Origin of the sequence: Mycobacterium aquaticum (assembly GCF_002086485.1) — a bacterium.
Classification (GTDB): Bacteria; Actinomycetota; Actinomycetes; order Mycobacteriales; family Mycobacteriaceae; genus Mycobacterium; species Mycobacterium aquaticum.
Map to the genome: position 1 here is coordinate 286,684 of NZ_MVHF01000001.1, position 22,849 is coordinate 309,532.

Genomic DNA, 22,849 nt, shown 5'->3' on the forward strand with positions numbered 1-22,849 from the left:
ACGGCTGTGCTGACGTGGCCGGCGACTAGGTGAAGGAATTCGGAGATGAACGGTGTGACCTACGACGCGTTGGTGATCGGCGCGGGGTTCGCGGGGTTGACGGCTGCGCGCGATCTCGCCAAGGACGGCAAGAAGGTGCTGATCGTCGAGGCGAGGGATCGCATCGGTGGGCGGGCCTGGTACCGGCCGTTCGCCGATACCAGCTTCTCTATCGAGTTGGGCGGCAACTGGATCGACATTGACGGCAACGTTGCGCTGATGACTGAGGTCGAGCGCTACGGGGTCGAGCTTTCGACCAGCCCGCAGGCAGAGAACCACGTTTCCCGGCTCGAGGGCGTCCTCAGCCACGCCGCCTGTCCCATCACCGAGGACGAGCAACGCGCCCTGGAGCAGCTGGCCCAGCGGGTCCTCGTGGACGTGCGCCGGATCGACTCGTCGTTGCCGCTGGATCAGCAGGATGTCGCCGACCTCGACGTCCCGCTCGACTCCTACCTCGACGGATTCGGGCTCGCGACCCCGGTGCGTGAACTTGTCGGTGCGTGGACCCGCGAGAACACGGGCTGCCACGAGTCGCAGATTTCCGCGCTGCATTTGATGTCGTGGATCCCGAATCTGAACAATAATGTTCTGGCACTTGGGCATACGCCGACACACCGCTTCGCCGCCGGAACGATCGACCTGCTCCAGCGAATGCTCGACGACTCGGGTGCCGAGCTGCGGCTCTCGACACCGGTGCTGGCGGTGACGCAGTCGGCCGAGCACGTCGAGGTGCGCACCCAAGGCGGCGAGATACTCCGCGCGCGCGGCGCGGTGATCGCCCTGCCGCTGAACTGTCTGACGGATGTCAGCTTCACCCCGGCGTTGTCGCAGGCGAAGACCGCGGGTGCGGCGATCGGGCAGAGTGGCGCGGCCAAGAAGTTGTGGGCGCTCGTCACGGACCTGCCGCCGAAACTCCTCGGCGTAGGCGGGCACGACGAGCCGATCGACGTCTTCTTCACCGACTTCCCGGCCGACGAGACCGGCCTGGGTGGCGACCTCGTCGTCGGATTCTCGACGCAGGAGCGCCCGCTCGACATCTTGGACCGCGAGGACATGGAAGTGGCCATACGGCGCTACGTGCCGGAAGCGGGCGTGGTGAAGGTCGACGGCCACGACTGGCTTGCCGACCCGTACGCCAAGGGGACGTGGTGCGCGGCGCCCGCCGGGCTGCTGTCCAAATACGCCTCCGCGCTGGAGGCCGCCGAGGGACGCCTGGTGTTCGCCGGATCCGATATCGCCCATGCCTTCCGCGGATGGATGGAGGGTGCGGTCGCAACCGGCACCACCGCCGCCGGCCGGCTCTCGGCAATTCTGGCACAGCACTGATCCCTTCCATATCAACGATTTCCGAATACGACAGGAGACCCATGAATTCTGCACGCGCGCTCCAGGAGTCTGCCTGGGATGCCGAATGCCGCCACGACCTCGACGGGCTGCTGGACCACTTCCTCCCCGATGCCACGTTCTATGCCTACGGCCAGGCTCCGCAACGCGGCCATGAGGCCATCCGCCGGATGACCGAGGACTTCTACCGGTCGTTTCCCGAACTCGCGATCGACGTCCTGGGCGAGTGGACCAACGGTGAGTCGTCGGCCGCCTTCGAATTCCGTGCGCGGCTGAAGGACACGACCGGTGCGCGATTCACCTTGGATGGCGTGATCCTCGTCGAGATCGAGGATGGCAAATTCAAGAAGGTGCGGTACTACGAGGAGGCGCCGGTCCCGGCGACCGTCTGAGCACCGCACACAATGGGCGGCGTCCGGATCGGACGCCGCTCATTGTTTCGTTGTGAGAGAACGCTATTCGTCAGGCGTGGCCCAGATCGTGTACACCTTGCGCACGGTCTCACGGATATCCCAGGTACCGCGCCAGCCGTCCGGCGCGACGAGCACGACACCCGGGCGGATGTCGTGGACCGTACCGTCAGCGGTGGTGATGGTTCCCGCCCCGGCGATGAAGTGCATCAACTCCGTGTCGCCGTTGCGAGCGGAGTCGAAGCGGCCCGGGGTGCACTCCCAGATGCCGCTGCGCCCGGCCACATTCCTGTGCAGCACATGGACCGACTCGACCGGCGCCCCGGCGAGCGCGGGTATGCGCGGGCCGAGGACGGTCAGCTCCAGGGCGCCGGGCGCGGCGTCGTAGACGATCTCCGGGATGGTGGTGCCGGTCATGCGACGGTCACAGCACGGGCGCCGAGCGTTGCGATCCGCGGGCCGACCTCACGCCCCAGGAGCTCGAGGTGGCGTCGATAGGGCTCGGGGTCCCGGCTGTGGTCGAACGTGAAGGAGAGCAGGGCGCCGATACCGTCGAGATCCTCGTTGAACTGGGCGATCTTCTCGACGACGGTGTCGGGTGAACCGACGATGAAGAAGTGGTCGACCATCCATTCGAGGGTCAGCTCGTCGATCGTCATGCCGGGCTCGAGGAGCAGTTCGCCGAGCGCATACGGCTTGCCGCCGCGGTCGCGCACGACGCGGAAGGTGGGCAGCACGAGTTCATCCCAGGTGCGGCCGGCCGGCCCCTCGAGGAACAGCCTGCGGGCCTCGTCGTCCGTCTCGGCGACGAACACGTCGCGCATGATGCGCCACCTCGCCCGGTCGGGTGTACGGCCGGCTTCAGCCGCGGCCCGCGAGTACGTCTGCCACTGCTGGCGAAGCGCGACCATGCCGACCTGCTGGCTCATCGGGGAGAAGCCGCGCCGGGCGGCGTCTGCGAACGTGGGTGACGTGGGTTGGACGCCGGTCATCACAACCTCGGGGTGGGGTCGCTGGAAAGGCTTGAGGTGCGGTCCATTCCACTGGTCGGAGTGCGCAGGCATGTCGACGGTCCAGAACTCGCCGTCGATGCGAAACGGCCCGGAGCGGGTCCAGATTGCCTCGATGATGTCGATGGCCTCGTCCATCATCCTGGCGTTGCCCTGTCCAACACCGAACAGCTGGCCGTCCGTCGGGAACGAGCCGGGCGCAAAGCCCGCGATGTAGCGCCCGCCCGTCATGTGGTCGAGGTACATGAGGCGGTCCGCGAGGGCGATGGGATTGTGGTAGGGCAGCAGGTGAGCCGCAGCGCCGAGCCGGATCCGCTGGGTCTCGCGCGCAGCCGCGGCGATCGTCAGGTCCGGAGCCGGGTTCGGCTCGTGGCCGATGGTGTGGTGCTCCGCGAAAAAGAGTTCGTCTATGCCGTATTCATCTGCCCACCTTGCGATTTGGAGATCCCACTCGATCACCTCCTGCAGTGTGCGCCGGCCGGCGACGTACTCCTGCGCATACGGTGGGCTGAAGAGTCCAAGATCCATGGCTTCGCTCGATTCCTTGTCGTTGGTTCTGCGGTACCTCTCCAAGGTCGGCGAGTAATCGCGTACGGACAATTGATGCCGACCTCAAACATCCGGCCTTTGGCTGTCGATGCGTACAGCTCCTAGATCTCGGGCCAACGCGCCGTTGGCAATTCATGTCCGCACACAATGGTGCTTCGTGCAGGCGGCCGGAAGGCTGAGCGCCATGGTTAATCGACTGGAAGGCAAGGTTGCGCTGGTCACCGGCGCCGCCCAGGGGCAAGGAGCCGCCCACACGGATCTGCTCGCACGGCAGGGCGCGCGGGTGATCGCGACGGACGTGCTCGACGAGCAGGGCGAGGCGCTCGCCGAGCAACTCGATGCAGAGGGCTTGCAGGTCGTCTACCGGCACCTCGACGTCGCGTCGGAGAAGGACTGGGCATCGGTGGTCGCCGGTGTCGACCCCAGTTGGGGCCCGGTCAATGTCCTGGTCAACAACGCGGGTATCAGCTCGCCGGCAGCTGTCGCCGACGTCAGTCTCGACGAGTGGAATCGCGTCGTTGCGATCAATCAGACCGGAATCCTGCTGGGAATGCAGGCCGTCATCCCGGGGATGATGGAGCGCGGCTCGGGATCCATCATCAACGTCGCGTCGTCCTGGGCACATCGAGGCGGCACAGAGAACGGGTTCATCGCCTACGTCGCGACCAAGGCCGCAGTGCTGGGAATCACCCGGAACGCCGCGATGAACCTCGGCCGGCACGGTATCCGCGTCAACTCGGTCTCGCCGGGCTATGTCCGAACACCTCAGGTCGAGTACGCAGAAAAGACGGAGCCGGATCGGGTCGCGAACGACGTGGCGAAGATCCCGATGCGGCGTATGGCACGCCCGGCCGAGATCGCCAAGACGATCGCCTTCCTGGCCTCGGACGAGTCGTCGTACACCACCGGTGTCGACATGCTCGTCGACGGCGGTCTGAACCTCACCTGAATTCGCTTTCGAGCCAGTTGAATTCACGAATGAACCAGGGAGTCTTTCGCATGTCGGACGATGGCCACACGAGTGCGGGGGTGCGGCCGGTCGGCTTCATTGCCGACGACATCACCGGGGCCACTGATCTTGCCAGTGCGGTCTCGGCGCGCGGTCTCGACACTTGGCTGGCCTTCGGCAGCGCCGCGGTCGCAGACGCCGAGGGGGACGCGATCGTCGTCGCCCTCAAGATCCGCAGTGTGCCGGCATCCGAGGCACGCGCGGCCGCGATCGAGGCCGCTGCGGCGCTCCGCGCGGCCGGTGCAGAGCAACTGTTCTCCAAGTACTGCAGCACATTTGACTCGACGGCCGACGGAAACATCGGGCCGATCGCCGACGCACTCATCGACGTGACGGGCTCTCGCCGCGTCGTGCATTGTCCTGCGTACCCGGCCAATGGCCGGACGGTGTACCGCGGTCACCTGTTCGTCGGTGACGACTTGCTCAGCGAGTCCCCGCTGCGTGACCATCCGCTCACCCCGATGCGCGATCCGCGGCTGCAACGCGTGCTGGCCGAGCAGACGCCACGCGGCGTGACACTCCTTGATTGGCCAACGGTCGACGCGGGCGCGGATGCCGTCACCTTGCGCCTCAACGAAATTGCCTGCCACGCCGCCGGGGCCCACCATGTGATCGCCGACGCCGTGAAGGACATGGACCTCGACACCATCGCGCAGGCTACGGCTGACGATCGGCTCGCCGCAGGTGGTGCCGCGTACGGCGCCGCATTCGCCGCGGCGGCCCACGTACGTGCTTGCCGCCCACGAGAGGTCGGCGCGAGCCGACCGGTGCCACCGCCGGGGCCGGCCGCGATCCTGGCAGGCAGTCTCTCGCGGGCAACCCGCGGACAGGTACAGGCGTTCGACGGACCGACGCTGACCCTCGGGGTGATCGACCTCGTCGATGGAGACCATGCCGTGCGCCGCTCGCTGGACTTCGCCGACCGCCACCTCGCCGGAAGCCCGCTGCTGATCACCACAGACCACGACGCTATCGGCGTTCGGTCAGGCGCGACCGGCCTGAGCCCGGCGCAGGTGTCGCGCCGGATCGAACTGACCATGGGCCGCATCGCGATTGGGCTCCAGCGGCTCGGCGTCCGGAGGTTCATCGTCGCAGGCGGGGAAACCTCCGGCGCAGTGGCCGAGGCGCTCGCCCTGAGATCAGCCCGCATAGGCCCCGACATCAGCGTTGGCGTCCCTTGGCTCGTGGCCGACGACAGCGGCCTGGCCATCGCCTTCAAATCGGGGAACTTCGGTGGTCCGTCGTTCTTCCGTGATGCCGTAGAGGCTGCCGGAGCATGAGTACCGCCGACACGAATTTCGATGACGCAGTGCGGATCCAGATGGTGCGGCTCGGTGCAGCACTGTACAACCGGGGCCTGACGCCGGGCCGGACCGGAAACCTCAGCGTCCGAGCGGACGACCAGATCATGGTCACTCCGACCGATTCCTGTCTGGGTTGCCTTGACGCGACGCGGCTCGCGGTGACGACGCTGGACGGGCAGCACATCGCGGGCGACCGGCCGTCCAAGGAGCTGATTTTGCACCGGGCGCTCTACCGCCACCACCCGACGTGTACTGCAGTGGCGCACCTGCATTCGACCTCTGCCGTCGCCGTGTCCTGCCTGCCGGACCTGAATACCGATGACGCGCTGCCGCCGATCACGCCCTATTTCGTCATGCGCGTCGGCCGGCTGCCGCTGATCGACTACGCGACACCGGGAAGCGTCGAGTTGGAGGAACAGGTCTCGCGAGCGTCGGAGCGCTCGCGTTCGGTGTTGATGCGTAACCACGGGTCGCTCGCCGCGGGAACGTCGCTTGAGAGTGCGGTAGATGCGGTGGAGGAGATCGAGGAAACTGCGCGCCTGTACTTGCTGCTGGCGGGCCGCTCGCCCGCGTATCTGGGGGAGGAGGACGTGGCGGATCTTCACCGTCGCTTTCCCTCAACCGTCTAGGCGCCGGAGATAAGCGGCTATCCGATCGATATTTCGACCATGGCATGTCATCTTGTGGATGTGCCTTCACAAGCTAAGGCGGGGCAATGAACCCAAACACAACCAATGTCTCAAGTGTGTCGGTGGAAAACGGTTCCACTTCACACGCTGCCGGATTGAGCGGATCAATGGGCACGTTCCGGCTGTTCGCCCTGGTGATGGCATTCGTCTCACCGTTGGTGACGGTCGCGGGATGGCTCGTCATCCTGATCGCGTACGGCGGTCCTGCCGCTCCGGCGATGATGCTCATGGCCGCCGTGCTGATCACGATCTTCTCGCTCGGCTTCGTGGCGATGGGGCACCACATGCCCAACCCTGGTGCCTTCTACTCCTATGTCGCGGCCGGCCTCGGGCGCGTGATGGGACTTGGCGCAGGATTCGTCGCGATCGCGGTTTACATCTTCCTCGGACTGTCGTCGTTCATCTTCTTCGGCGTGGCCGCCGCGCACTTCGTCTCGAGCGAACTGCACGGTCCCGAAATCAACTGGTACTGGTACACGCTGACGCTGTTGGTCATTGTGGGCGTCTTCGGGTACCTGCACGTCGAGGTGTCGGCGAAGGTTCTGCTGGTCGCGATGGCACTGGAGGTCGTGGTCGTTCTCATCTTCGATCTGGCGATCTTCGGGGGCGGCAGGGTATCCGAGACGGGCGGTGTGTCTCTCCAACCGTTCTCGTCGAGTTCGCTTGCGGGTGCATCGTGGGGCCTGGGGCTGCTGTTCGCAATCTTGTTCTTCAACGGCTTCGAGGGTACGGCGGCCTTTCGTGAAGAGGTGAGGAATCCCGCTCGCACCATCGGGCGGGCGACGTTGTTGGTGGTCGGCTTCGTCGGAGTCTTCTACTGCATCGCCTCGTGGGGCATCGTGTCGTACTTCGGGGCGGACAAGGCTGAGGAACTCGCCAATACAGACCCGGTCAGCATGTTCACGACTGCACTGGGTGCATCGGTCGGCACATGGTTGGTCGACGTCGCCAACGTCCTTCTCTTGACGTCGATCTTCGCGGCGACCGTCTCGATCTACAGCATCCTGGCGCGCTACATCTACTCACTCGGCGTCGACCGAGTCCTCCCGGGGCAGCTGGGAGCCGTCCATCCCAAACACCACTCGCCGCACAACGCGTCCTTCGCCGCGGGCGTGCTGTTTCTGATCGCGCTGCTGCCTTTCGTCGTAACGGGTTCGGACCCGTCGCTCGTCTACGGTCAGATGGGTGGCACCGGTGGCTACGGTTACCTCATCTTGTTCGCTCTTGTGAGTCTTGCCGTCCTCGCCTACTTCAGGCGTGAGCGAGGAGCGCACTCGGTCAATCGGTGGGTGTCCGTGGTAGCTCCGGCGGTATCACTGGTGGCAATGAGCGTGCTGCTGATCCTGGGAATCATGAACTTCTCGACGCTTACCGGTGGCTCCGGCATCTACGCGGTGATCTTGCAGGCCGCGGTCTGGGGCAGTGGCCTCGTCGGGGTCGCGCTCGGCCTCTTCTATCGAGCGAAGCGGCCCGACATCTTTGTCCGGATCGGCCGTAGAGATGTCACGGAAATTCCTCGGGCACAGTGATTTTGACGCTCAGTAATCCCGTCTTTTCAGCATGTTTCACGCCAGCTATCAAGTTCCACACGTTTGAGGACCATGGACAGACCGCGACGCTCAGCCTGCGGGCAGGCGACGTCGCGGGTCACATGGTATTCCGCGCTGAATACCGGCTTGGCCCGGTCGGTGAACGGCTTGAGCGCTGCGCACTCGTCGAACTCCACGCACTGCTCGACGACTGAGTAGTCGAACAAATCGGCCAGGAGCACCGTCTGATCGAGATCATTCTTCAACCCGATAGCCAGGCCGCGCTCGTGGGCCATGGCGGCGAGCATCCGATTGAACCGCAACTGGTCCTCCGGGGTGATGTCGAACCCGGTGCGCTGACGATGATTATCGAGCCAGTCGGGCTCCACACCATCGAATCCCTTGTCACGGCAGAGATCCAAGCGTGAGGCCATGAGTGGACGCAGTGCGTCGACCCGGCGGATGTCCAACCAGCGCTCATCCGGCCAAGCCTCGACCTGCCCGCCCAAGAGATCTGGCGTGAATGCATGGCTGTCCGGCCGATACGGTTCCCATGAACCCGCGGTGAAATAACAGATCACGCGTCGACCCTGGGCATGAAGAGAGCCAACCGTGGCCGCGGAGTTATCGAACAGGTCGATGTCGAACACCTCCGCGTCGACCGTCGCATCGATCGGTTCGTCATTGAGTTGCCATTGCCAGGTCGGCGTACCCGTTGGCCGCCACCATGCTTTCGTGCTACTCGTCGACTCCGCTGCGGGAGTATCACGAGCCAACGTCTGGCGTCCGTTGCTGCACCCAAGTGCGGTTAGTGCAACGATGAGCAACAGAGCGACGAACTTGCTTGCGTGCAGTCCTGCGCGCGGACGGCTGCACTCCTTTTTTGGAGCGTTGAAGTGGCGGCGTAGTAGCGAGCAGCCTGCAGCTAGTGCTTGCACAGTCGGCATAGGCTTCCTGTCTGCGGTTCGGATCCGCGGGATGGCTCACGAGTGGCATGAACTATGCGAGAAACTGTCCAACAGGTGCAGAGAGGCTCGCAACCCAAATATCTTCTAACTTTGCCAAATTGCCACGTCTGATGGTCTGCGTGCGACCTGTTTGTGAGGCAGATGCCCCATGTGCGAGGCCGGATTGACCGGTGACGCTCTTGGTCATGATTCAAAGACGCACACTGGTCCGACCAGACCCCGAATCCGCTGCCGAACACCTTCGCCTGCCATCCGGCCACGATGAACGGGTCGCCGGTTTCGGCGTGATGGGCCTGCCGTTCGCCAGTGGGCATTACCTGGCCTTCCGGGATTTCCCGGTCAGCTCGTTTGCGCCGAGCTACCGGTCGGTGTGGCACCGGGACCCGGACGGAGTCTGGACGTTCTACGCCACGACGCCGGGTGCGCAGAGCTGCTCGCGCTATTTCAGCTCGGCCACCCCGATCGCACCGGTCCAATGCGACATCAGGTCGTCCTGGGTCACTCCGTGGTCCCTTCAGATTTCCATCGCCGGGCTGCTGGATTGGCGTGTCGACATCCACAGCACGACGGCAACCCGGCTGGCATCGGCCATAGGCTCGGCCCTGCCGGCGTCGGCGTGGCGCAGTGCGGCCACACTGGCGGCGATGAGTCGCGCCGTCGGCCCGCTGCTCGGCATGGGTCGAGTGCAGCTCGGCGGAACGCTACCGAACGGTCAGTGGTATCGGATCACGCCCAAAAAGGTCTGGGCCGTGAGTAATTCGAGAGCCACACTGCACGGTCGGGAGTTGGGCGCGCCGAGGCCGCTGGCCGAACAAGCCTCCCTGGGAGACTTCCGGCTGCCGCAGCGAGGCATCTGCGTCGTCGGCCATGGCTGCTTCGAGACGTTGGACGTCGGCAGGCACCGGTGTGACCGACTCCAGCTGTCTCGCTGACCCGAACGGCGCCAGAGCGCACAATCAGCACGTGACTGCCGATTGCCCGGATGAGCTTCCGACGCGTGCCGAGGTTCTCGCGGCGTTGTCGGTGGCCATCGACCTGGGCCTCGGTCAACCGACCGAACACATGCTGCGGTCGGCGGTGATCGCCACCCGGCTCGCCGACCGACTCGGTCTCCCGCCGTCTCAGCGTGACTGCGTCTACTACGCGACCCTGATCATGTGGATCGGATGCCACGCCGACTCGCACGAATACACCCGGTGGTTCGGCGACGACATCGCGGTGCGCCGCAGCGCCTATCTTGTCGACTGGTCGGGTCTGCCCTATCAGCGTTTCCTGCTCAGCAATGTCGGCCAGGGCACGTCGCTGTTGCAGCGGCTCAAGACCATCTCGACGCTGTACCTCGATGCGCGTGGCCACATCTCAAACCTGATCCACTCGCACTGCACATCGGCGGCCCTGCTGGCCGAGCGGATCGGCCTGGCGTCGGACGTGCAGACGGCGCTGCGGTACACCTTCGAACGTTTCGACGGCGGTGGTCTGCCGGGCGGGGTGGCGGGCGAGGCGATTCCGATCGAGATGCGGGTCGCGCAATTGGCCGACATGGTCGAAGTGCACGACCGCGAGTACGGCACAGGCGGCGCGGTGGCGATGGCGCGGAGCCGCCGCGGGGGCCAGTTCGACCCGGCGGTGGTCGACGCGTTCGTTGCCGACGCGGATGCGCTGCTGGGCATCCCGACGAACGGCGACATCTGGGCGATGGCGCTGCACCAGGCGCCCGATCGGAAAGCCTGGCTCGATGCGGCCGCACTCGATGAGCTGCTGACGGCGCTCGGCGACTTCGTCGACCTGAAATGCCCTTTCACCCTTGGTCATTCGCGTGCCACCGCACAACTGGCGACGGAAGCCGCCACGACAGTGGGGCTCGACACCGGCGAGGTCACGCTCGCCCGCCGGGCGGCGCACATCCACGACATCGGACGGATCGGAGTGTCAAATCAAATCTGGTCCAAGCCAGGCGCTTTGACGCTGGCCGAATTCGAGCGGGTACGTCTGCACCCGTATTTGACCGAGCGGATCCTGTACCGCATCCCCGGCCTGCAGCGCGTAGCCTCCGTGGCCGCCAACCATCACGAGTACCTCAACGGACGCGGCTATCCGCGGGGGTTGACCGCGCGGCAGCTGACCATGCCCGATCGGCTGGTCGCTGCCGCGGTGGCGTATCAGTCAGCCGTCGAGCCCAGGCCGTATCGCGAGCCGCTGTCGACGCAGGGCGCTGTGCGCCGCCTGCACAGCCGGGTGCGCGACGGTGAACTCGACCAGGTCGCCGTCGACGCGGTCCTGCATGCGGCGGGGCACCGGGGCCGACGCGCCGCGCTGCGTCCCGGTGGGCTGACCGCGCGCGAAATCGACGTGCTGCGACTGGTCGCCCGAGGGGCAAGCAACAAGGAGATCGCCGCAAAACTGGTGATCAGCGAGAAGACCGCACGCAATCACGTCGAGCGCACGTATGCCAAGATCGGCGTCTCGAACCGGATCGGCGCCAGCATGTACGCGCTGGAGCGCGGGCTGGTCGACGGACTCGGAAGTTGAGGCAAATGCCCCATTTCGGGGTGCGCCGCCGGCGTCACGCTTGTGGTCATGAACCGTTATTTCGCAATGTTGTACGGCGCGATCAGCTACGCACTGTTCTTGGCCGTGTTCGTCTACGCAATCGGCTTCGTGGGTGGCTTGACCCCGCGCAGCGTCGATGACGCCGTCGCAGCGCCGGTAGTTGTCGCGGTCGTCGTCGATGTGCTCCTGATGACGCTGTTCGCCGCCCAGCACAGCGTGATGGCACGCCCTGGATTCAAAAAGTGGTGGACCCGCTACGTACCCACGGCGGTGGAACGCAGCACCTATGTGCTCTTGGCCAGTTCGGCGCTGGCGTTGCTGATGTGGCAGTGGCGGTCGATACCGGCGGTGGCGTGGGACATAGACTGGCCGCCGGCCCGCATCACGGTGTGGGCGCTGTTCTGGCTGGGCTGGGGAATCGTGCTGGCGTCGACGTTCATGATCAACCACTTTGAATTGTTCGGGCTGCGACAGGTTTTCAACACTGCGCGATCACAGTCCGAGACGGGCTTCCGGACGACGCTCTTCTATCGCGTCGTACGGCATCCGTTGAACCTGGGCTTCATCGTCGCATTCTGGGCGGCGCCCACGATGACGGTGGCGCACCTGCTCTTCGCCACCGTCACGACTGGCTGGATTCTGCTGGCGATACAACTGGAGGAACGCGACCTGGTGGGGTCGCTGGGCGCGCGCTACGCCGCCTACCGTGAGACGGTGCCGATGCTGGTGCCCCGGTTACTCGGCAGACGGCGTACCACACGCATCAGTCCTCCAGCTGCACAACAGTTCTCGTCTCAACGTTCGGCGCGATCAGTTCGTCGATGATGCGCCGGTGTTCCGGATGATCCCGGTATGCGATGAAGTGTTCACGACTGTCGAAGGTGCCGACGACCGCGAAATCGTAGCTGCCGGGGGAGAGGCCGATATCCGCCCCGCACACGTAGCGTTGCACGCCCGGGAGACTGGGGACCAGCCCGTTGAGTGCATCGGCAACCGGTTGATCATCGAACTCATCCGCCTGCCATTTGAACGTCACGATATGGGTGAACGACATCGGTTTCACGCTCCTTTGCTGTCGAGCTATAGGCCAGACGTACAGTATCGCCCGCCCGCCCGTCGTCTCGGTCGGCGTACTGCAGTAACTGCCTGACAAGTGGTCTGCGGAGATACGGCGTGTTCTCGTATCTCCGAACGCGTCGACGCGCAACGATATGACGATGCCGGCACAACACCGTCCACGGATTGACCAGGACACGCTGTCCCGCGTCGACGCGCTGCTCACCACGGTCGACGCGGAGCTGGCGAGCCGGTTTCCCGGTGACCGCGGTGACATCCAGCCCGTGCACACCGTCTACCTGAGCGCATCCGACGCCTCACCGGACACCCCACGCCAGTGGGGGACGGCCGCGCTCGAATTGTTGGACCGTCACGCCGCGGTATTCGCCGAACTGGGCGACCCCGACGAACTGGCCCTGGTGCGGCAGCGGCTCACTGAGGCGCCCATCGCGGACCTGAGGCTGGACTTCGAGGACGGCTACGGCCGCCGCCCCGACGACATCGAGGACGCCGACGCGGTGCGGGCCGGTCAGACGCTGCACGCGCTCGGCCTGGACAGCGCGGGAATCCGGATCAAGGGGCTGACCGTCACCGAGCGACCGCGCTCTGTGCGGACCTTGGAGCGTGTGCTCGACGGCGGCATGCCGGACGGGTTCGTATTCACGATCCCCAAACTTCGTGCGGCCGAGCAGGTTACCGCGGCGGTATGGCTGTGCGAGGCCCTGGAATCAGCCCATGGCCTGCCGGAGCGCACGTTGCGCTTCGAATTGCAGATCGAGAGCCCACAGGCTGTGCTCGGCCCCGACGGCACCGCCACCGTGGCCCAGGCGATCCATCGTGCTGACGGCCGCTGCACCGCATTGCATTACGGCACCTATGACTACAGCGCGGCCTGTGGTATCGCGCCACAGCATCAGGCGCTCGACCATCCGGTGGCCGACCATGCCAAGGCCGTCATGCAGGTCGCGGCGGCACAGACTGGCGTGTGGGTATGCGACGGCTCGACACAGGTCGCCCCGGTCGGCTCCGACGACCAAGTGGCCCAGGCGATCCGGCGTCATCACCGCCTGGTCACCCGGTCGCTGGCGCGCGGCTTCTACCAGGGCTGGGACATGCATCCCGGTCACCTGGTCACCCGATGGCTCGCGACATTCACGTTTTTCCGCGCCGCGATGACGGCGGCGGCACCGCGGTTGCAGGCCTATCTGGACCGTCGCGGCGGGTCGATCGTCGACGAGCCGGCGACCGCCGAGGCACTGGCCGCAGTGGTGCTGCGCGGACTGGACTGCGGCGCCTTCACCGCTGCCGACGTGGTGGCCCTGGCGCCCGGCGCGACTCTCGAGGTGCTGGGAGCCCTCAAGAGCCGCACCATGTGAGGCAATCTCACTCGCCTACAGCGACGCGTCGACCATACGGTCCCGCTTGGCCAACACGTAGTACAGTCCGAACGCCACACCGCAGCCGATAAACCAGCTGTACTGCGCCGCCGTGTGCATGCCGGCAACCGATCCGCCGAGCAGCACGGGGATGACGGCCAACACGGCGCCGACCACCGTGGCGATCACTGCGGCTCTGTTGTAACCGCGCCGGTACCAGTACTTTCCGGACGTGTCCATGGTGAACAGGTCGTCGACTACCACCTTCTGCTTGCGCACCAGGTAGTAGTCAGCGATGAGGACACCGAACAGCGGGCCGATGAACGCACCGAGGGTCTCCAGCGTGTAGTGGATGACCTCGGGGTTGTTGTAGAGGTTCCACGGTGTGATCAACACCGAACCGACGGCCGCGATCATGCCACCGGCGCGCCAGCTGATGCGCTGTGGGCTGAGGTTCGAGAAGTCGAACGCGGGGCTGATGAAGTTGGCGACGATGTTGATGCCGATGGTGGCGATCGTGAACGTCAACGCGCCCAAGATGATTGCGAACGTGGAGTCGATGCGGGCCACGGTCTGGACCGGGTCGGTGATCAGCTCGCCGAACACCGGCAGCGTCAGCGATGCGGTCACCACCACCAGCACCGAGAACACCAGGAAGTTGACCGGCAGACCCAACAGGTTGCCCTTCTTCACCGCCGCGAACGACCGCCCGTAGCGGGAGAAGTCGCCGAAGTTGAGCATCGGGCCGGAGAAGTACGACACCACCAGTGCGATGGCACCCAGCATGACCGGCACCGCGGACCAGCCCGTGTAGGTGACCCCACCGAGGTTCAGATCGATTGCGCCCCAACCGGCGTGATAGATCAGGTAGCCGCACAGCAGAAACATCACCACGTAGACGGCCGGGCCGCAGAAGTCGATGAACTTGCGGATCGACTCCATGCCGCGCCAGAACACGCAGGCCTGCAGCACCCACAGCAGCAGAAAGCTGCCCCAGCCGAGCAACGACAGTCCGGCGAATCCATGGTCGGAGACCACGGCGTACGGCGCGAGCGCCGGGAACAGCTTGATCAGAACGATGTCGAGCGCAGCCGAGGCCAGGAACGTTTGAATGCCGTACCAGGCCACGGCGATCAGGCCACGGATGACGGCCGGGATGTTGGCCCCCAGCACGCCGAATACCGTCCGGCAGATGACCGGGTAGGGAACGCCCGCGGCTTGGCTTGGCTTGGCGACCAGGTTGCACAGCAAGTAGACGATCGTGATGCCGATCAGCAGTGCCACGAGGACCTGCCAGCTGGCCAGTCCCAGAGCAAACAGGCTGCCGGCGGTGACATATCCGCCGACGCTGTGCACGTCGGACATCCAGAACGCGAAGATGTTGTAAGAACCCCAGGTCTGCTTGCGTAGCGGTGCGAGGTCCTCGTTGGTGAGCCGTGGGTCGTACCCCGGTTTGATCTCACCGCTGCCGACCGGATGCCCGGCCGCCTCAACGAGATCCCCGGATCCCACCGCAGTGCCGGGCGGTACTGCGCCTGTCGTCTGAGGTACAGCGGTTTCAGTCATGGACCGACGGTAGGAATGAACTGTTTCCCTGCTGTTTCCACTGGGCTATGCCGCAATTGCGGGAAAGATATATTCGGCACTCAGGCCAGCAGCCCGGAGTTCGACGGCAGGGTCGAGATGACGGCGTTGAGGCGCGCGGCATGCACCTCAGCGGCGGCCACCAAGCGCTCGGCGTCCCCGGCGAGAAACGCGTCCAGCATCGCGCCGTGGTCGGCGTGGAGTTGCTTTCGGGCTGCGGGGCTGACGTGGACCATCGACTGCACGGGTTCGGTTACGTTCCACGCCGTTTCGAGCATATGTAGCAATCGGTGCATGCGAGAGGGACGGGTCAGCGCGGCATGAAAGTGCCGGCTCTGTCGGTGATAGGCGACCGCGTCGTTGTCGGCGACTGCCTGCGCGAGCAGGTGGTTCACCGCGACAGCAACTGCTCGATCCGTGTCGCTCGCGTTGGCCATCGCGGCCAGCAGTGCCGCGGACTCCAGCGTTTCGCGCACGATGTACATCTCGTGCAACTCCTGGGCTGTCAGCAGGGCCACTGTGTATCCGGAGTTTCGCCTATGGGCGACGAGACCTTCGCCCATCAGGGTCTTCAGCGCCTCGCGCACCGGGATCTGGCTGATCCCAAACAGATTGGCGACCTCGGCCAGCGGTATCGACGTTCCTGGCGGTACCCCGCCGGAGACGATCGTGCGGCGCAGCTCATCGAGGACGGCCTGCTGCGACGGGCCACCTTGTAAAGCCGCCAAGTGTTCGAGCAGGGCCGAACGCCGTCGAGGCCGCATGACCGCGAGGGTAGATCCGCGGTGTTGCGGCAAGGGGTCGCCGATGTTTCAGTCTGATTGTCTCCGATGCGGAATATCTCTTGATCGGTACAGCGGGGTAGCGACGGCTTAACGTCGGGATAACAACGCAAATCTAGCTTTTCGCGAATGACACATACGATCGATCCGCCGAACAGTGAGATGGTCCGGCTGGCAAACAGGCCGCCGTGGTACACATCGCTGTTCTTCCAGCTGCTGGTTGCGATCGTCGCAGGTGTCCTCATCGGCTGGTTGTGGCCCGACGCCGGCGGCGCGCTGAAGCCACTGGCCGACGGATTCATCAAGCTGATCAAGATGCTCATCGCGCCGATCATCTTCTGCACGGTGGTGCTCGGCATCGCGCACGTCGGAGATCTGAAGTCGGTGGGCCGGATCGGAGTGAAGGCGCTCGTCTACTTCGAGGCGGTGACGACCTTCGCGCTTCTGTTCGGCTTGGTTGTCGGTAATCTCGTCAAACCAGGCGCCGGTTTCAGTATCGATCCGCAGACCTTGGTGACCGGCGCCGAAGCGGTCGCCAAAAAGACGAGCAACGGCGAGCTGCCGCACACCGTCGAATTCCTGCTCAACATCATCCCGACATCGGTCGTATCAGCCTTCGCCGAGAACGCGCTGCTGCAGGTGCTGTTCTTCGCAGTGCTGTTCGGCCTCGCACTGGCCAAGTTCGGCGAGTCCGGTCCGCCGGTGATCCTCGAATTCGTCGATCACATGAGCCACATCTTCTTCACCATCATCGGTTGGGTGATGCGGCTGGCCCCGCTCGGCGCCTTCGGTGCGATGGCCTACATCATCGGGCAGTACGGCATCGCCTCGCTGGCGAGCTACGGCAAGCTGATCGCCGCCTGCTACCTGGCGGCGGTGCTGTTCATCGTCATACTCGCGGTGATCGCGAAGGTGTTCGCCGGCGTGAACCTGTGGCGATTTCTCGTCTACATCAAAGATGAGTTCTTCCTCGCGTTGGGTACCGCCTCCACCGAGGTGGTGCTACCCCGGATCATGACCAAGCTCACGAACGCCGGTTGCTCGCGCACCACCACGGGTCTGGTTGTGCCGACCGGATATTCGTTCAATCTGGACGGCGCGACTCTGTACCTGTCGATCTGCGTGCTGTTCCTGGCTCAGGCACTCGGCGTAGACCTGAGCCTGGGTGAGCAGATCACCGCGGTACTGGTCCTGATGCTCACCTCCAAAGGGATGGCGGGGGTTCCCGGTTCGTCGTTCCTGGCGCTGTCAGCGACGGTCGCGGCGATCGGGCACGGCGCCATCCCGGTTGGCGCGGTGGCGCTGTTGCTCGGCGCCGACCGCATCATGGACTCGATGCGCGTATCGGTGAACCTGCTGGGCAACTGTGTGGCCACCTTCGTCGTCGCCAATTGGGAGGGCCAGCTGGACAAGGACCGGATGCGCCGTGTCCTCGCCGGCGAGCATGTACCGCCCCTCGTCGAACCCGACCCGATCAGTGGCGAGCTCGCGTCGACACCGGAGGAAGCCGCGGTGAATCCTCGCCCCTGAGCGCGGTCGGTCGATACGCTGGTAGCGCACGGGACCGGGGCCCGCGGGTCGGAGGATCAGATGTGACGCCGAAGGATCCGACCCAAACACACCGGGCGACGCAGGACCAGCTCCCGACTGTCGTGGGAGTCTTGTCCGAGGCATTCTTCGCCGACCGGATCTTCCGCTGGATCATCCCCGACGACGAACAACGACGCCGCTGCGGCTACCTGTTCTATGAGGTGCTCGTGGAGGCGTTCTGGCGTAACGGAGAGATATGGGTGGCCGGTGCCGGCAAAGGGGCGGCACTGTGGCTTCCGCCCGGCGTGTCCTTGGTTCCGCCTGCTGACGCCGAGACGCTCGCCGCACGGCTGCTTGCGACGACGGGGGGTGCGGAGTCGACGGCGAGAATGGCCGAGCTGTTCGCGGCGTTGGACGCGCACCACCCCACCGAACCATGCTGGTATCTGAACTTCATGGGAATCGATCCCGCGGCGCAGGGACAGGGGCTCGGGTCAGCGCTACTGGCATCGGCACTCGGGCAGGCGGATCAGGAGGGGATGCCCGCGTATCTCGAGGCGTCATCGCCGCAGAATCGGAAGCTCTACGAACGGCACGGCTACGAAACCATGGGCGAGTTGATCGTCTCCGACAGCCCCGCGCTTTATCCGATGTGGAGACTGCCGCTCGGGTGAGGCGGCCTACCGTCGGCCCCGGCCGCGCCTGCGCCCACCCTGGTTGTTCCGGAACTACCATGGTGCATGGAACGGATGCCATCATGACCGACCAGATCGATTTGAGTGAGCAGGAAAAGCAGGCTGAGCTCGACCTCAACCAGCTCAGACAGCTCGTGGGCCTCGTCGAGTACGACCAGAGCAATGACCCTTTCCCCGTCAACGGCTGGGACGCCATCGTTTTCGTCGTCGGCAACGCCACCCAGGCAGCCAGCTACTACCAGTCCACCTGGGGCATGGAGTTGGTCGCCTACTGGGGCCCTGAGACCGGCAACCGCGACCACAAGGCGTTCGTCCTGCGGTCGGGTTCCATCCGGTTCGTGCTGAAGGGGGCGGTCAGTCCCGACAGTCCGCTGGTGGCCCACCAAGCCAAGCACGGTGACGGCGTCGTCGACATCGCGCTCGAGGTCCCGGACGTCGACAAGTGCATCGGACAGGCCCGAAGGGCCGGTGCGACGGTGCTGGAGGAACCGCACGATCTGTCCGACGAACACGGCGCCGTGCGGGTCGCGGCCATCGCGGCGTACGGGGAAACCCGGCACACCCTCGTCCAGCGCGAGGTGGACGGCGCTCGGTACAGCGGTCCCTACCTGCCGGGATACCAACCGGCCACGAGCACCCACGTCGAGGGCGGCGCCGCTTCCGAGCGGCTGTTCCAGGCGCTGGACCACATCGTCGGCAATGTCGAACTCGGCAAGATGGACGAATGGGTCGATTTCTACCGCCGGGTCATGGGGTTTGTGAACATGGCCGAGTTCATCGGCGATGACATCGCCACCGATTACTCGGCGCTGATGTCGAAAGTCGTCGCCAACGGTAACCACCGCGTCAAGTTCCCACTCAATGAACCGGCAGTCGCCAAACGCAAGTCGCAGATCGACGAGTACCTGGAGTTCTATCGCGGGCCCGGGGCGCAGCACCTGGCGCTGGCGACCGACGACATCGTGCACAGCGTCGATGTGCTGCGCAAGCGCGGCGTGCAATTCCTCGATACCCCCGACGCCTACTACGAGGATCCGCAGCTGCGTGCCCGCATCGGCGAGGTACGGGTCCCGGTGGAGGAACTGCACAAGCGTGGCATCCTCGTCGACCGGGACGAGGACGGCTATCTGCTGCAGATTTTCACCAAGCCGCTGGGGGACCGGCCGACGGTCTTCTTCGAGCTCATCGAACGCCACGGGTCACTCGGCTTCGGGAAGGGCAACTTCAAGGCCCTGTTCGAGTCGATCGAGCGTGAGCAGGAAAAGCGCGGCAATCTGTGATGACCGACTACCAGTCCGGCTTCGGCAACGCCTTCGAGAGCGAAGCATTACCCGGGGCACTACCGGTCGGCCGCAACTCGCCGCAGCGTTGCGCCTACGGCCTGTACGCCGAGCAGCTCAGCGGTTCACCGTTCACCGCGCCGCGCGCTCACAACGAGCGGTCCTGGCTGTATCGGATCCGGCCCAGCGTCGCCCACTCGGGCCGGTTCACCGCGGTGGCGACCGACCTCGGAAGCCCCACCGAAGGAGTCGCTCGCTGGCGTACCGCACCCGATGACGCCCCGCCCGTGCCCATCGCCCAAATGCGTTGGAACGCATTGCCGATACCCGATGAGACCACGACGTTCATCACCGGGGTGCGGACGATCACCACCGGTGGCGACGTCGGCACGCGTACGGGTTTCGCCTGCAGCATCTACTGCATCACCAGCTCGATGGTGGACAGCTGCTTCTACAACGGTGACGCAGAGATGCTGTTCGTCCTCGAGCACGGGAGTGTCCGGTTCTGGACCGAATTCGGCATCATCGATGCCGAGCCCGCCGAGATCGTCGTCATCCCGCGCGGTGTGAAACTGCGCGTCGAGGTGCCCGACGGCCCGGCCCGGGGCTACCTGTGTGAGAACTACGGCGGGTCGTTCACCCTGCCGGAACGGGGCCCGATCGGTGCGAATTGCCTGGCCAATTCCCGCGATTTTCTGACCCCCGTTGCGGCCTACGAGGACCGCGACGTGCCGACGATCCTCTACGTCAAGTGGGGCGGCGCGCTGTGGCAGACCGAATTGGACCATAGCCCGCTCGATGTTGTTGCCTGGCATGGGAATTACGCGCCGTACAAGTACGACATGCGGCGGTTCTCGCCCGTCGGTCCGGTGCTGTTCGACCACGCCGACCCGTCCATCTTCACGGTCCTGACCTCGCCGAGCGAGACCCCCGGAACCGCCAATGTCGACTTCGTATGTTTCCCGGAACGGTGGATGGTCGCCGAGGACACCTTCCGGCCACCGTGGTACCACATGAACGTCATGAGTGAGTTCATGGGACTCGTCCACGGTGTGTACGACGCTAAACCGGATGGCTTTGTGCCGGGCGGCTTCAGCCTGCACAACGGCATGATGCCGCACGGGCCCGATTCCCAAGCCTTCGAAGCCGCCAGCACTGCCACGCTCAAGCCGGTGAAACAGGAGAACACGCTGGCGTTCATGTTCGAAACCCGCTTCCCCCAGAGGGTTACGCGTTATGCGGCCGATGTTCCGCAACGTCAGCTGGATTATGCGGACTGCTGGAGCGGCCTGACCAAGCGATTCGACCCCAGCCGGCCGTGACGCCGCCGAGAAGCTGGGTTCCCTCCGCGGGGCCCGACAGTGATTTCCCGCTGCAGAACCTCCCGTTCGGGGTGGTGAGCGCGGGCGACGAACCTCACGGTGTGGTCCGCATCGGCGACGCCGTGCTCGACCTGCGCGCCCTCGGGGCGTCGGGACTGCTCACCGAGCCGGCCCGCGACGCCGCCCGCGCCGCGGCGAGCGGCACGCTCAACGAGTTGTTCGCCCTCGGTGCCGCACCGCGCATCGCGCTGCGCGACGACCTCCGGTCACTGCTCGTCGAAGGCTCTCCACACCAGCGGACCGTTGCCGAGTTTCTCACGCCGATAACGGAAATAGACGTCCTGCTACCGGCCCGCATCGGGGATTACACGGACTTCTATGTCGGTATCCACCACGCGCGCAACATCGGTGCGCAGTTCCGGCCCGACGCGCCGCTGCTGCCCAACTACAAGTGGATCCCGATCGCCTATCACGGCCGGGCATCCAGCGTCCGCGTCAGTGGCACCCCGGTCATCCGCCCGCGCGGTCAGCTCAAGCTGTCCGAGACGCCCACATTCGCCCCGACCCGTCGTCTCGATTTCGAACTGGAACTCGGGGTGTGGGTAGGGCCGGGCAACTGTCTCGGCGAGCCGGTGCCGCTCGATGACGCCGAAACCCATGTCGCCGGCTACTGCCTGCTCAACGACTGGTCGGCGCGCGACATCCAAGCCTGGGAGTACCAGCCGCTGGGCCCCTTCCTGGCGAAGAACTTCGGCACCACAGTCTCACCGTGGGTGATCACGCCGGAAGCGTTGGCGCCGTTCCGGATTCCGCTGAGCCGGCCCGCCGATGATCCGCAGCCGCTGGCGTATCTCGACAGCCCAAACTACCGTGACCACGGCGGCCTCGATGTCGACCTCGAGGTCTGGATCCGCACCGCGCGGATGCGCGAGAGGGGAGATGCGCCTGCCGTGCTCGCACGGTCGTCCAGTCGGCACATGTATTGGGCCGTGGGACAAATGATCACCCATCACACCAGCAACGGATGCGACCTGCGGCCCGGTGACCTGCTCGGCAGCGGCACACTGTCCGGTCCGCACCCCGGCTCGGAGGGCAGCCTGATGGAACTCAGCCATGGCGGCAAAGATCCGGTCACCCTACCCAACGGGGAAACTCGCGCCTTCCTCGAAGACGGTGACGAGATCACGTTGACCGCACACGCCCGCCGGCCGGGCTTCGTCACCATCGGTTTCGGCGAGTGCGTCGCGCTCGTGCACCCGGCGATCGGCTGAGCGCGGCGGGCTCAGACCCCGGCCGCTCCATCGATACGTTCCCGGATCAGGTCCGCATGCCCACAGTGCCGGGCGTACTCGGCGATCATGTGGGTGTAGATCCAGCGCAGGCTCACCTCGCCGCCCATGAATGGGCTGGTGTCGCCGAGCGCGCGCGTCGCGCAGTTGCTGCGCGCGTGCCGAATCTCGTCCTGCCAGATCTCAAATGCCGCGCGGTAAGACGACTCCGGAGATACGTCGAACCCGCCGTCGTGGCCCTCGGGGTGATCCCGTGGGCCGAAGATCGGAGGCACGTGCTCTGCGGTGAGCACGCGGCGAAACCAATTGCGTTCCACCTCCGCGGCGTGCTGCACCAAGCCCATGAGGGTCAACGCTGACGGTGGCGCCGAGGCGACCCGCAACTGCTCGTCGTCGAGGCCTTCGCATTTGGCGGCCAACGTCGCGCGGTAGAAGTCCAGCCAACTCTCCAGCGTCGTGCGCTCATCAGCGTTCAGTGGCGGCATGGGCCGCTGCATCGACGTCACGCTCACCGATGGTGCCATGCCGTGCCGA

22 protein-coding genes are annotated in these 22,849 nt (G+C 65.3%); 15 read left to right on the forward strand and 7 right to left on the reverse strand.

The window, feature by feature from the left end; genetic code table 11:
• Positions 1-45 precede the first annotated feature (45 nt).
• Both BST13_RS01240 and BST13_RS01245 read left to right on the forward strand, forming a co-directional pair.
• A complete protein-coding gene (locus tag BST13_RS01240; RefSeq protein WP_083159783.1) occupies positions 46-1,365 on the forward strand; it encodes a flavin monoamine oxidase family protein in 1,320 nt (439 codons plus the stop codon).
• 41 nt (positions 1,366-1,406) lie between these two features.
• On the forward strand, positions 1,407-1,775 hold the full coding sequence (locus tag BST13_RS01245; protein ID WP_158087075.1) for a nuclear transport factor 2 family protein: 369 nt from the start codon (positions 1,407-1,409) through the stop codon (positions 1,773-1,775).
• A gap of 63 nt (positions 1,776-1,838) precedes the next feature.
• Here the strand turns inward: BST13_RS01245 and BST13_RS01250 are convergent, their stop codons facing one another.
• Together BST13_RS01250 and BST13_RS01255 are read right to left on the reverse strand one after the other, a co-directional pair.
• Positions 1,839-2,210, reverse strand: coding sequence for a cupin domain-containing protein (locus tag BST13_RS01250; protein ID WP_083159787.1), 372 nt, complete (start codon positions 2,208-2,210; stop codon positions 1,839-1,841).
• A complete protein-coding gene (locus BST13_RS01255; protein WP_083160066.1) occupies positions 2,207-3,331 on the reverse strand; it encodes an LLM class flavin-dependent oxidoreductase in 1,125 nt (374 codons plus the stop codon). Before BST13_RS01255 ends, BST13_RS01250 begins: the two co-directional genes overlap by 4 nt.
• 205 nt (positions 3,332-3,536) lie before the next feature.
• On the opposite strand from BST13_RS01255, the gene BST13_RS01260 reads away from it, so the two are divergent.
• The 4 genes from BST13_RS01260 to BST13_RS01275 all read left to right on the forward strand — a co-directional run bounded on the left by BST13_RS01260 (position 3,537) and on the right by BST13_RS01275 (position 7,883).
• A complete protein-coding gene (locus BST13_RS01260) occupies positions 3,537-4,301 on the forward strand; it encodes an SDR family NAD(P)-dependent oxidoreductase (protein ID WP_158087076.1) in 765 nt (254 codons plus the stop codon).
• A 50-nt stretch (positions 4,302-4,351) separates the two neighbouring features.
• Entirely contained in the window at positions 4,352-5,641 is a 1,290-nt protein-coding gene (gene otnK, locus BST13_RS01265; protein ID WP_158087077.1) for a 3-oxo-tetronate kinase, read from the forward strand.
• Positions 5,638-6,294, forward strand: coding sequence for a 3-oxo-tetronate 4-phosphate decarboxylase (otnC, locus tag BST13_RS01270; protein WP_083159793.1), 657 nt, complete (start codon positions 5,638-5,640; stop codon positions 6,292-6,294). Before otnK ends, otnC begins: the two co-directional genes overlap by 4 nt.
• Positions 6,295-6,449: 155 nt before the next feature.
• Positions 6,450-7,883, forward strand: a complete 1,434-nt coding sequence (locus BST13_RS01275) for an APC family permease (RefSeq protein ID WP_158087078.1) — start codon at positions 6,450-6,452, stop codon at positions 7,881-7,883.
• A gap of 26 nt (positions 7,884-7,909) precedes the next feature.
• On the opposite strand, the gene BST13_RS01280 is transcribed toward BST13_RS01275, so the two are convergent.
• Complete coding sequence (locus tag BST13_RS01280) at positions 7,910-8,830, reverse strand: endo alpha-1,4 polygalactosaminidase (RefSeq protein ID WP_083159797.1); 921 nt, start codon at positions 8,828-8,830, stop codon at positions 7,910-7,912.
• 206 nt (positions 8,831-9,036) lie between these two features.
• On the opposite strand from BST13_RS01280, the gene BST13_RS01285 reads away from it, so the two are divergent.
• Genes BST13_RS01285 through mddA form a run of 3 tightly spaced genes read left to right on the forward strand, consistent with a single transcriptional unit; the run spans position 9,037 to position 12,226 of the window.
• Complete coding sequence (locus BST13_RS01285) at positions 9,037-9,783, forward strand: hypothetical protein (RefSeq protein ID WP_083160068.1); 747 nt, start codon at positions 9,037-9,039, stop codon at positions 9,781-9,783.
• Between the two features lie 31 nt (positions 9,784-9,814).
• On the forward strand, positions 9,815-11,380 hold the full coding sequence (locus tag BST13_RS01290; protein WP_245839242.1) for an HD domain-containing phosphohydrolase: 1,566 nt from the start codon (positions 9,815-9,817) through the stop codon (positions 11,378-11,380).
• Positions 11,381-11,428: 48 nt separating this feature from the next.
• Positions 11,429-12,226 carry a methanethiol S-methyltransferase gene (gene mddA / locus BST13_RS01295; protein WP_083159801.1) on the forward strand — a complete coding sequence of 266 codons (798 nt, stop codon included), beginning with the start codon at positions 11,429-11,431 and terminating at the stop codon, positions 12,224-12,226.
• On the opposite strand, the gene BST13_RS01300 is transcribed toward mddA, so the two are convergent.
• Complete coding sequence (locus BST13_RS01300; RefSeq protein WP_142282700.1) at positions 12,165-12,455, reverse strand: Dabb family protein; 291 nt, start codon at positions 12,453-12,455, stop codon at positions 12,165-12,167. The two genes, mddA and BST13_RS01300, sit on opposite strands and share 62 nt — an antisense overlap.
• Positions 12,456-12,618: 163 nt before the next feature.
• Here BST13_RS01300 and BST13_RS01305 point away from each other — a divergent pair, with 163 nt between their 5' ends.
• Positions 12,619-13,833: a DUF6986 family protein gene (locus BST13_RS01305; protein ID WP_083160070.1), complete on the forward strand. Its 1,215-nt coding sequence runs from the start codon at positions 12,619-12,621 to the stop codon at positions 13,831-13,833.
• A gap of 15 nt (positions 13,834-13,848) precedes the next feature.
• Here the strand turns inward: BST13_RS01305 and BST13_RS01310 are convergent, their stop codons facing one another.
• Positions 13,849-15,399: an NCS1 family nucleobase:cation symporter-1 gene (locus tag BST13_RS01310; protein ID WP_083159805.1), complete on the reverse strand. Its 1,551-nt coding sequence runs from the start codon at positions 15,397-15,399 to the stop codon at positions 13,849-13,851.
• Between the two features lie 80 nt (positions 15,400-15,479).
• A complete protein-coding gene (locus tag BST13_RS01315) occupies positions 15,480-16,181 on the reverse strand; it encodes a GntR family transcriptional regulator (RefSeq protein ID WP_083159807.1) in 702 nt (233 codons plus the stop codon).
• Between the two features lie 147 nt (positions 16,182-16,328).
• Between BST13_RS01315 and dctA the strand changes: the two genes are divergently transcribed.
• The 5 genes from dctA to fahA all read left to right on the forward strand — a co-directional run bounded on the left by dctA (position 16,329) and on the right by fahA (position 22,297).
• The gene (gene dctA / locus BST13_RS01320; protein WP_083159809.1) at positions 16,329-17,729 is read left to right on the forward strand and encodes a C4-dicarboxylate transporter DctA; all 1,401 of its coding nucleotides are present in this window, start codon (positions 16,329-16,331) and stop codon (positions 17,727-17,729) included.
• A 62-nt stretch (positions 17,730-17,791) separates the two neighbouring features.
• Positions 17,792-18,403: a GNAT family N-acetyltransferase gene (locus BST13_RS01325; protein ID WP_142282701.1), complete on the forward strand. Its 612-nt coding sequence runs from the start codon at positions 17,792-17,794 to the stop codon at positions 18,401-18,403.
• Positions 18,404-18,486: 83 nt separating this feature from the next.
• Positions 18,487-19,704, forward strand: coding sequence for a 4-hydroxyphenylpyruvate dioxygenase (gene hppD, locus BST13_RS01330; RefSeq protein ID WP_211295979.1), 1,218 nt, complete (start codon positions 18,487-18,489; stop codon positions 19,702-19,704).
• Positions 19,704-21,026: a homogentisate 1,2-dioxygenase gene (gene hmgA / locus BST13_RS01335; RefSeq protein WP_083159814.1), complete on the forward strand. Its 1,323-nt coding sequence runs from the start codon at positions 19,704-19,706 to the stop codon at positions 21,024-21,026. Before hppD ends, hmgA begins: the two co-directional genes overlap by 1 nt.
• Entirely contained in the window at positions 21,023-22,297 is a 1,275-nt protein-coding gene (gene fahA, locus BST13_RS01340) for a fumarylacetoacetase (protein WP_245839250.1), read from the forward strand. The genes hmgA and fahA overlap by 4 nt, the downstream gene beginning before the upstream one ends.
• Before the next feature lie 11 nt (positions 22,298-22,308).
• On the opposite strand, the gene BST13_RS01345 is transcribed toward fahA, so the two are convergent.
• Positions 22,309-22,812, reverse strand: a complete 504-nt coding sequence (locus tag BST13_RS01345) for a DinB family protein (RefSeq protein ID WP_095533373.1) — start codon at positions 22,810-22,812, stop codon at positions 22,309-22,311.
• Positions 22,813-22,849 lie beyond the last annotated feature (37 nt).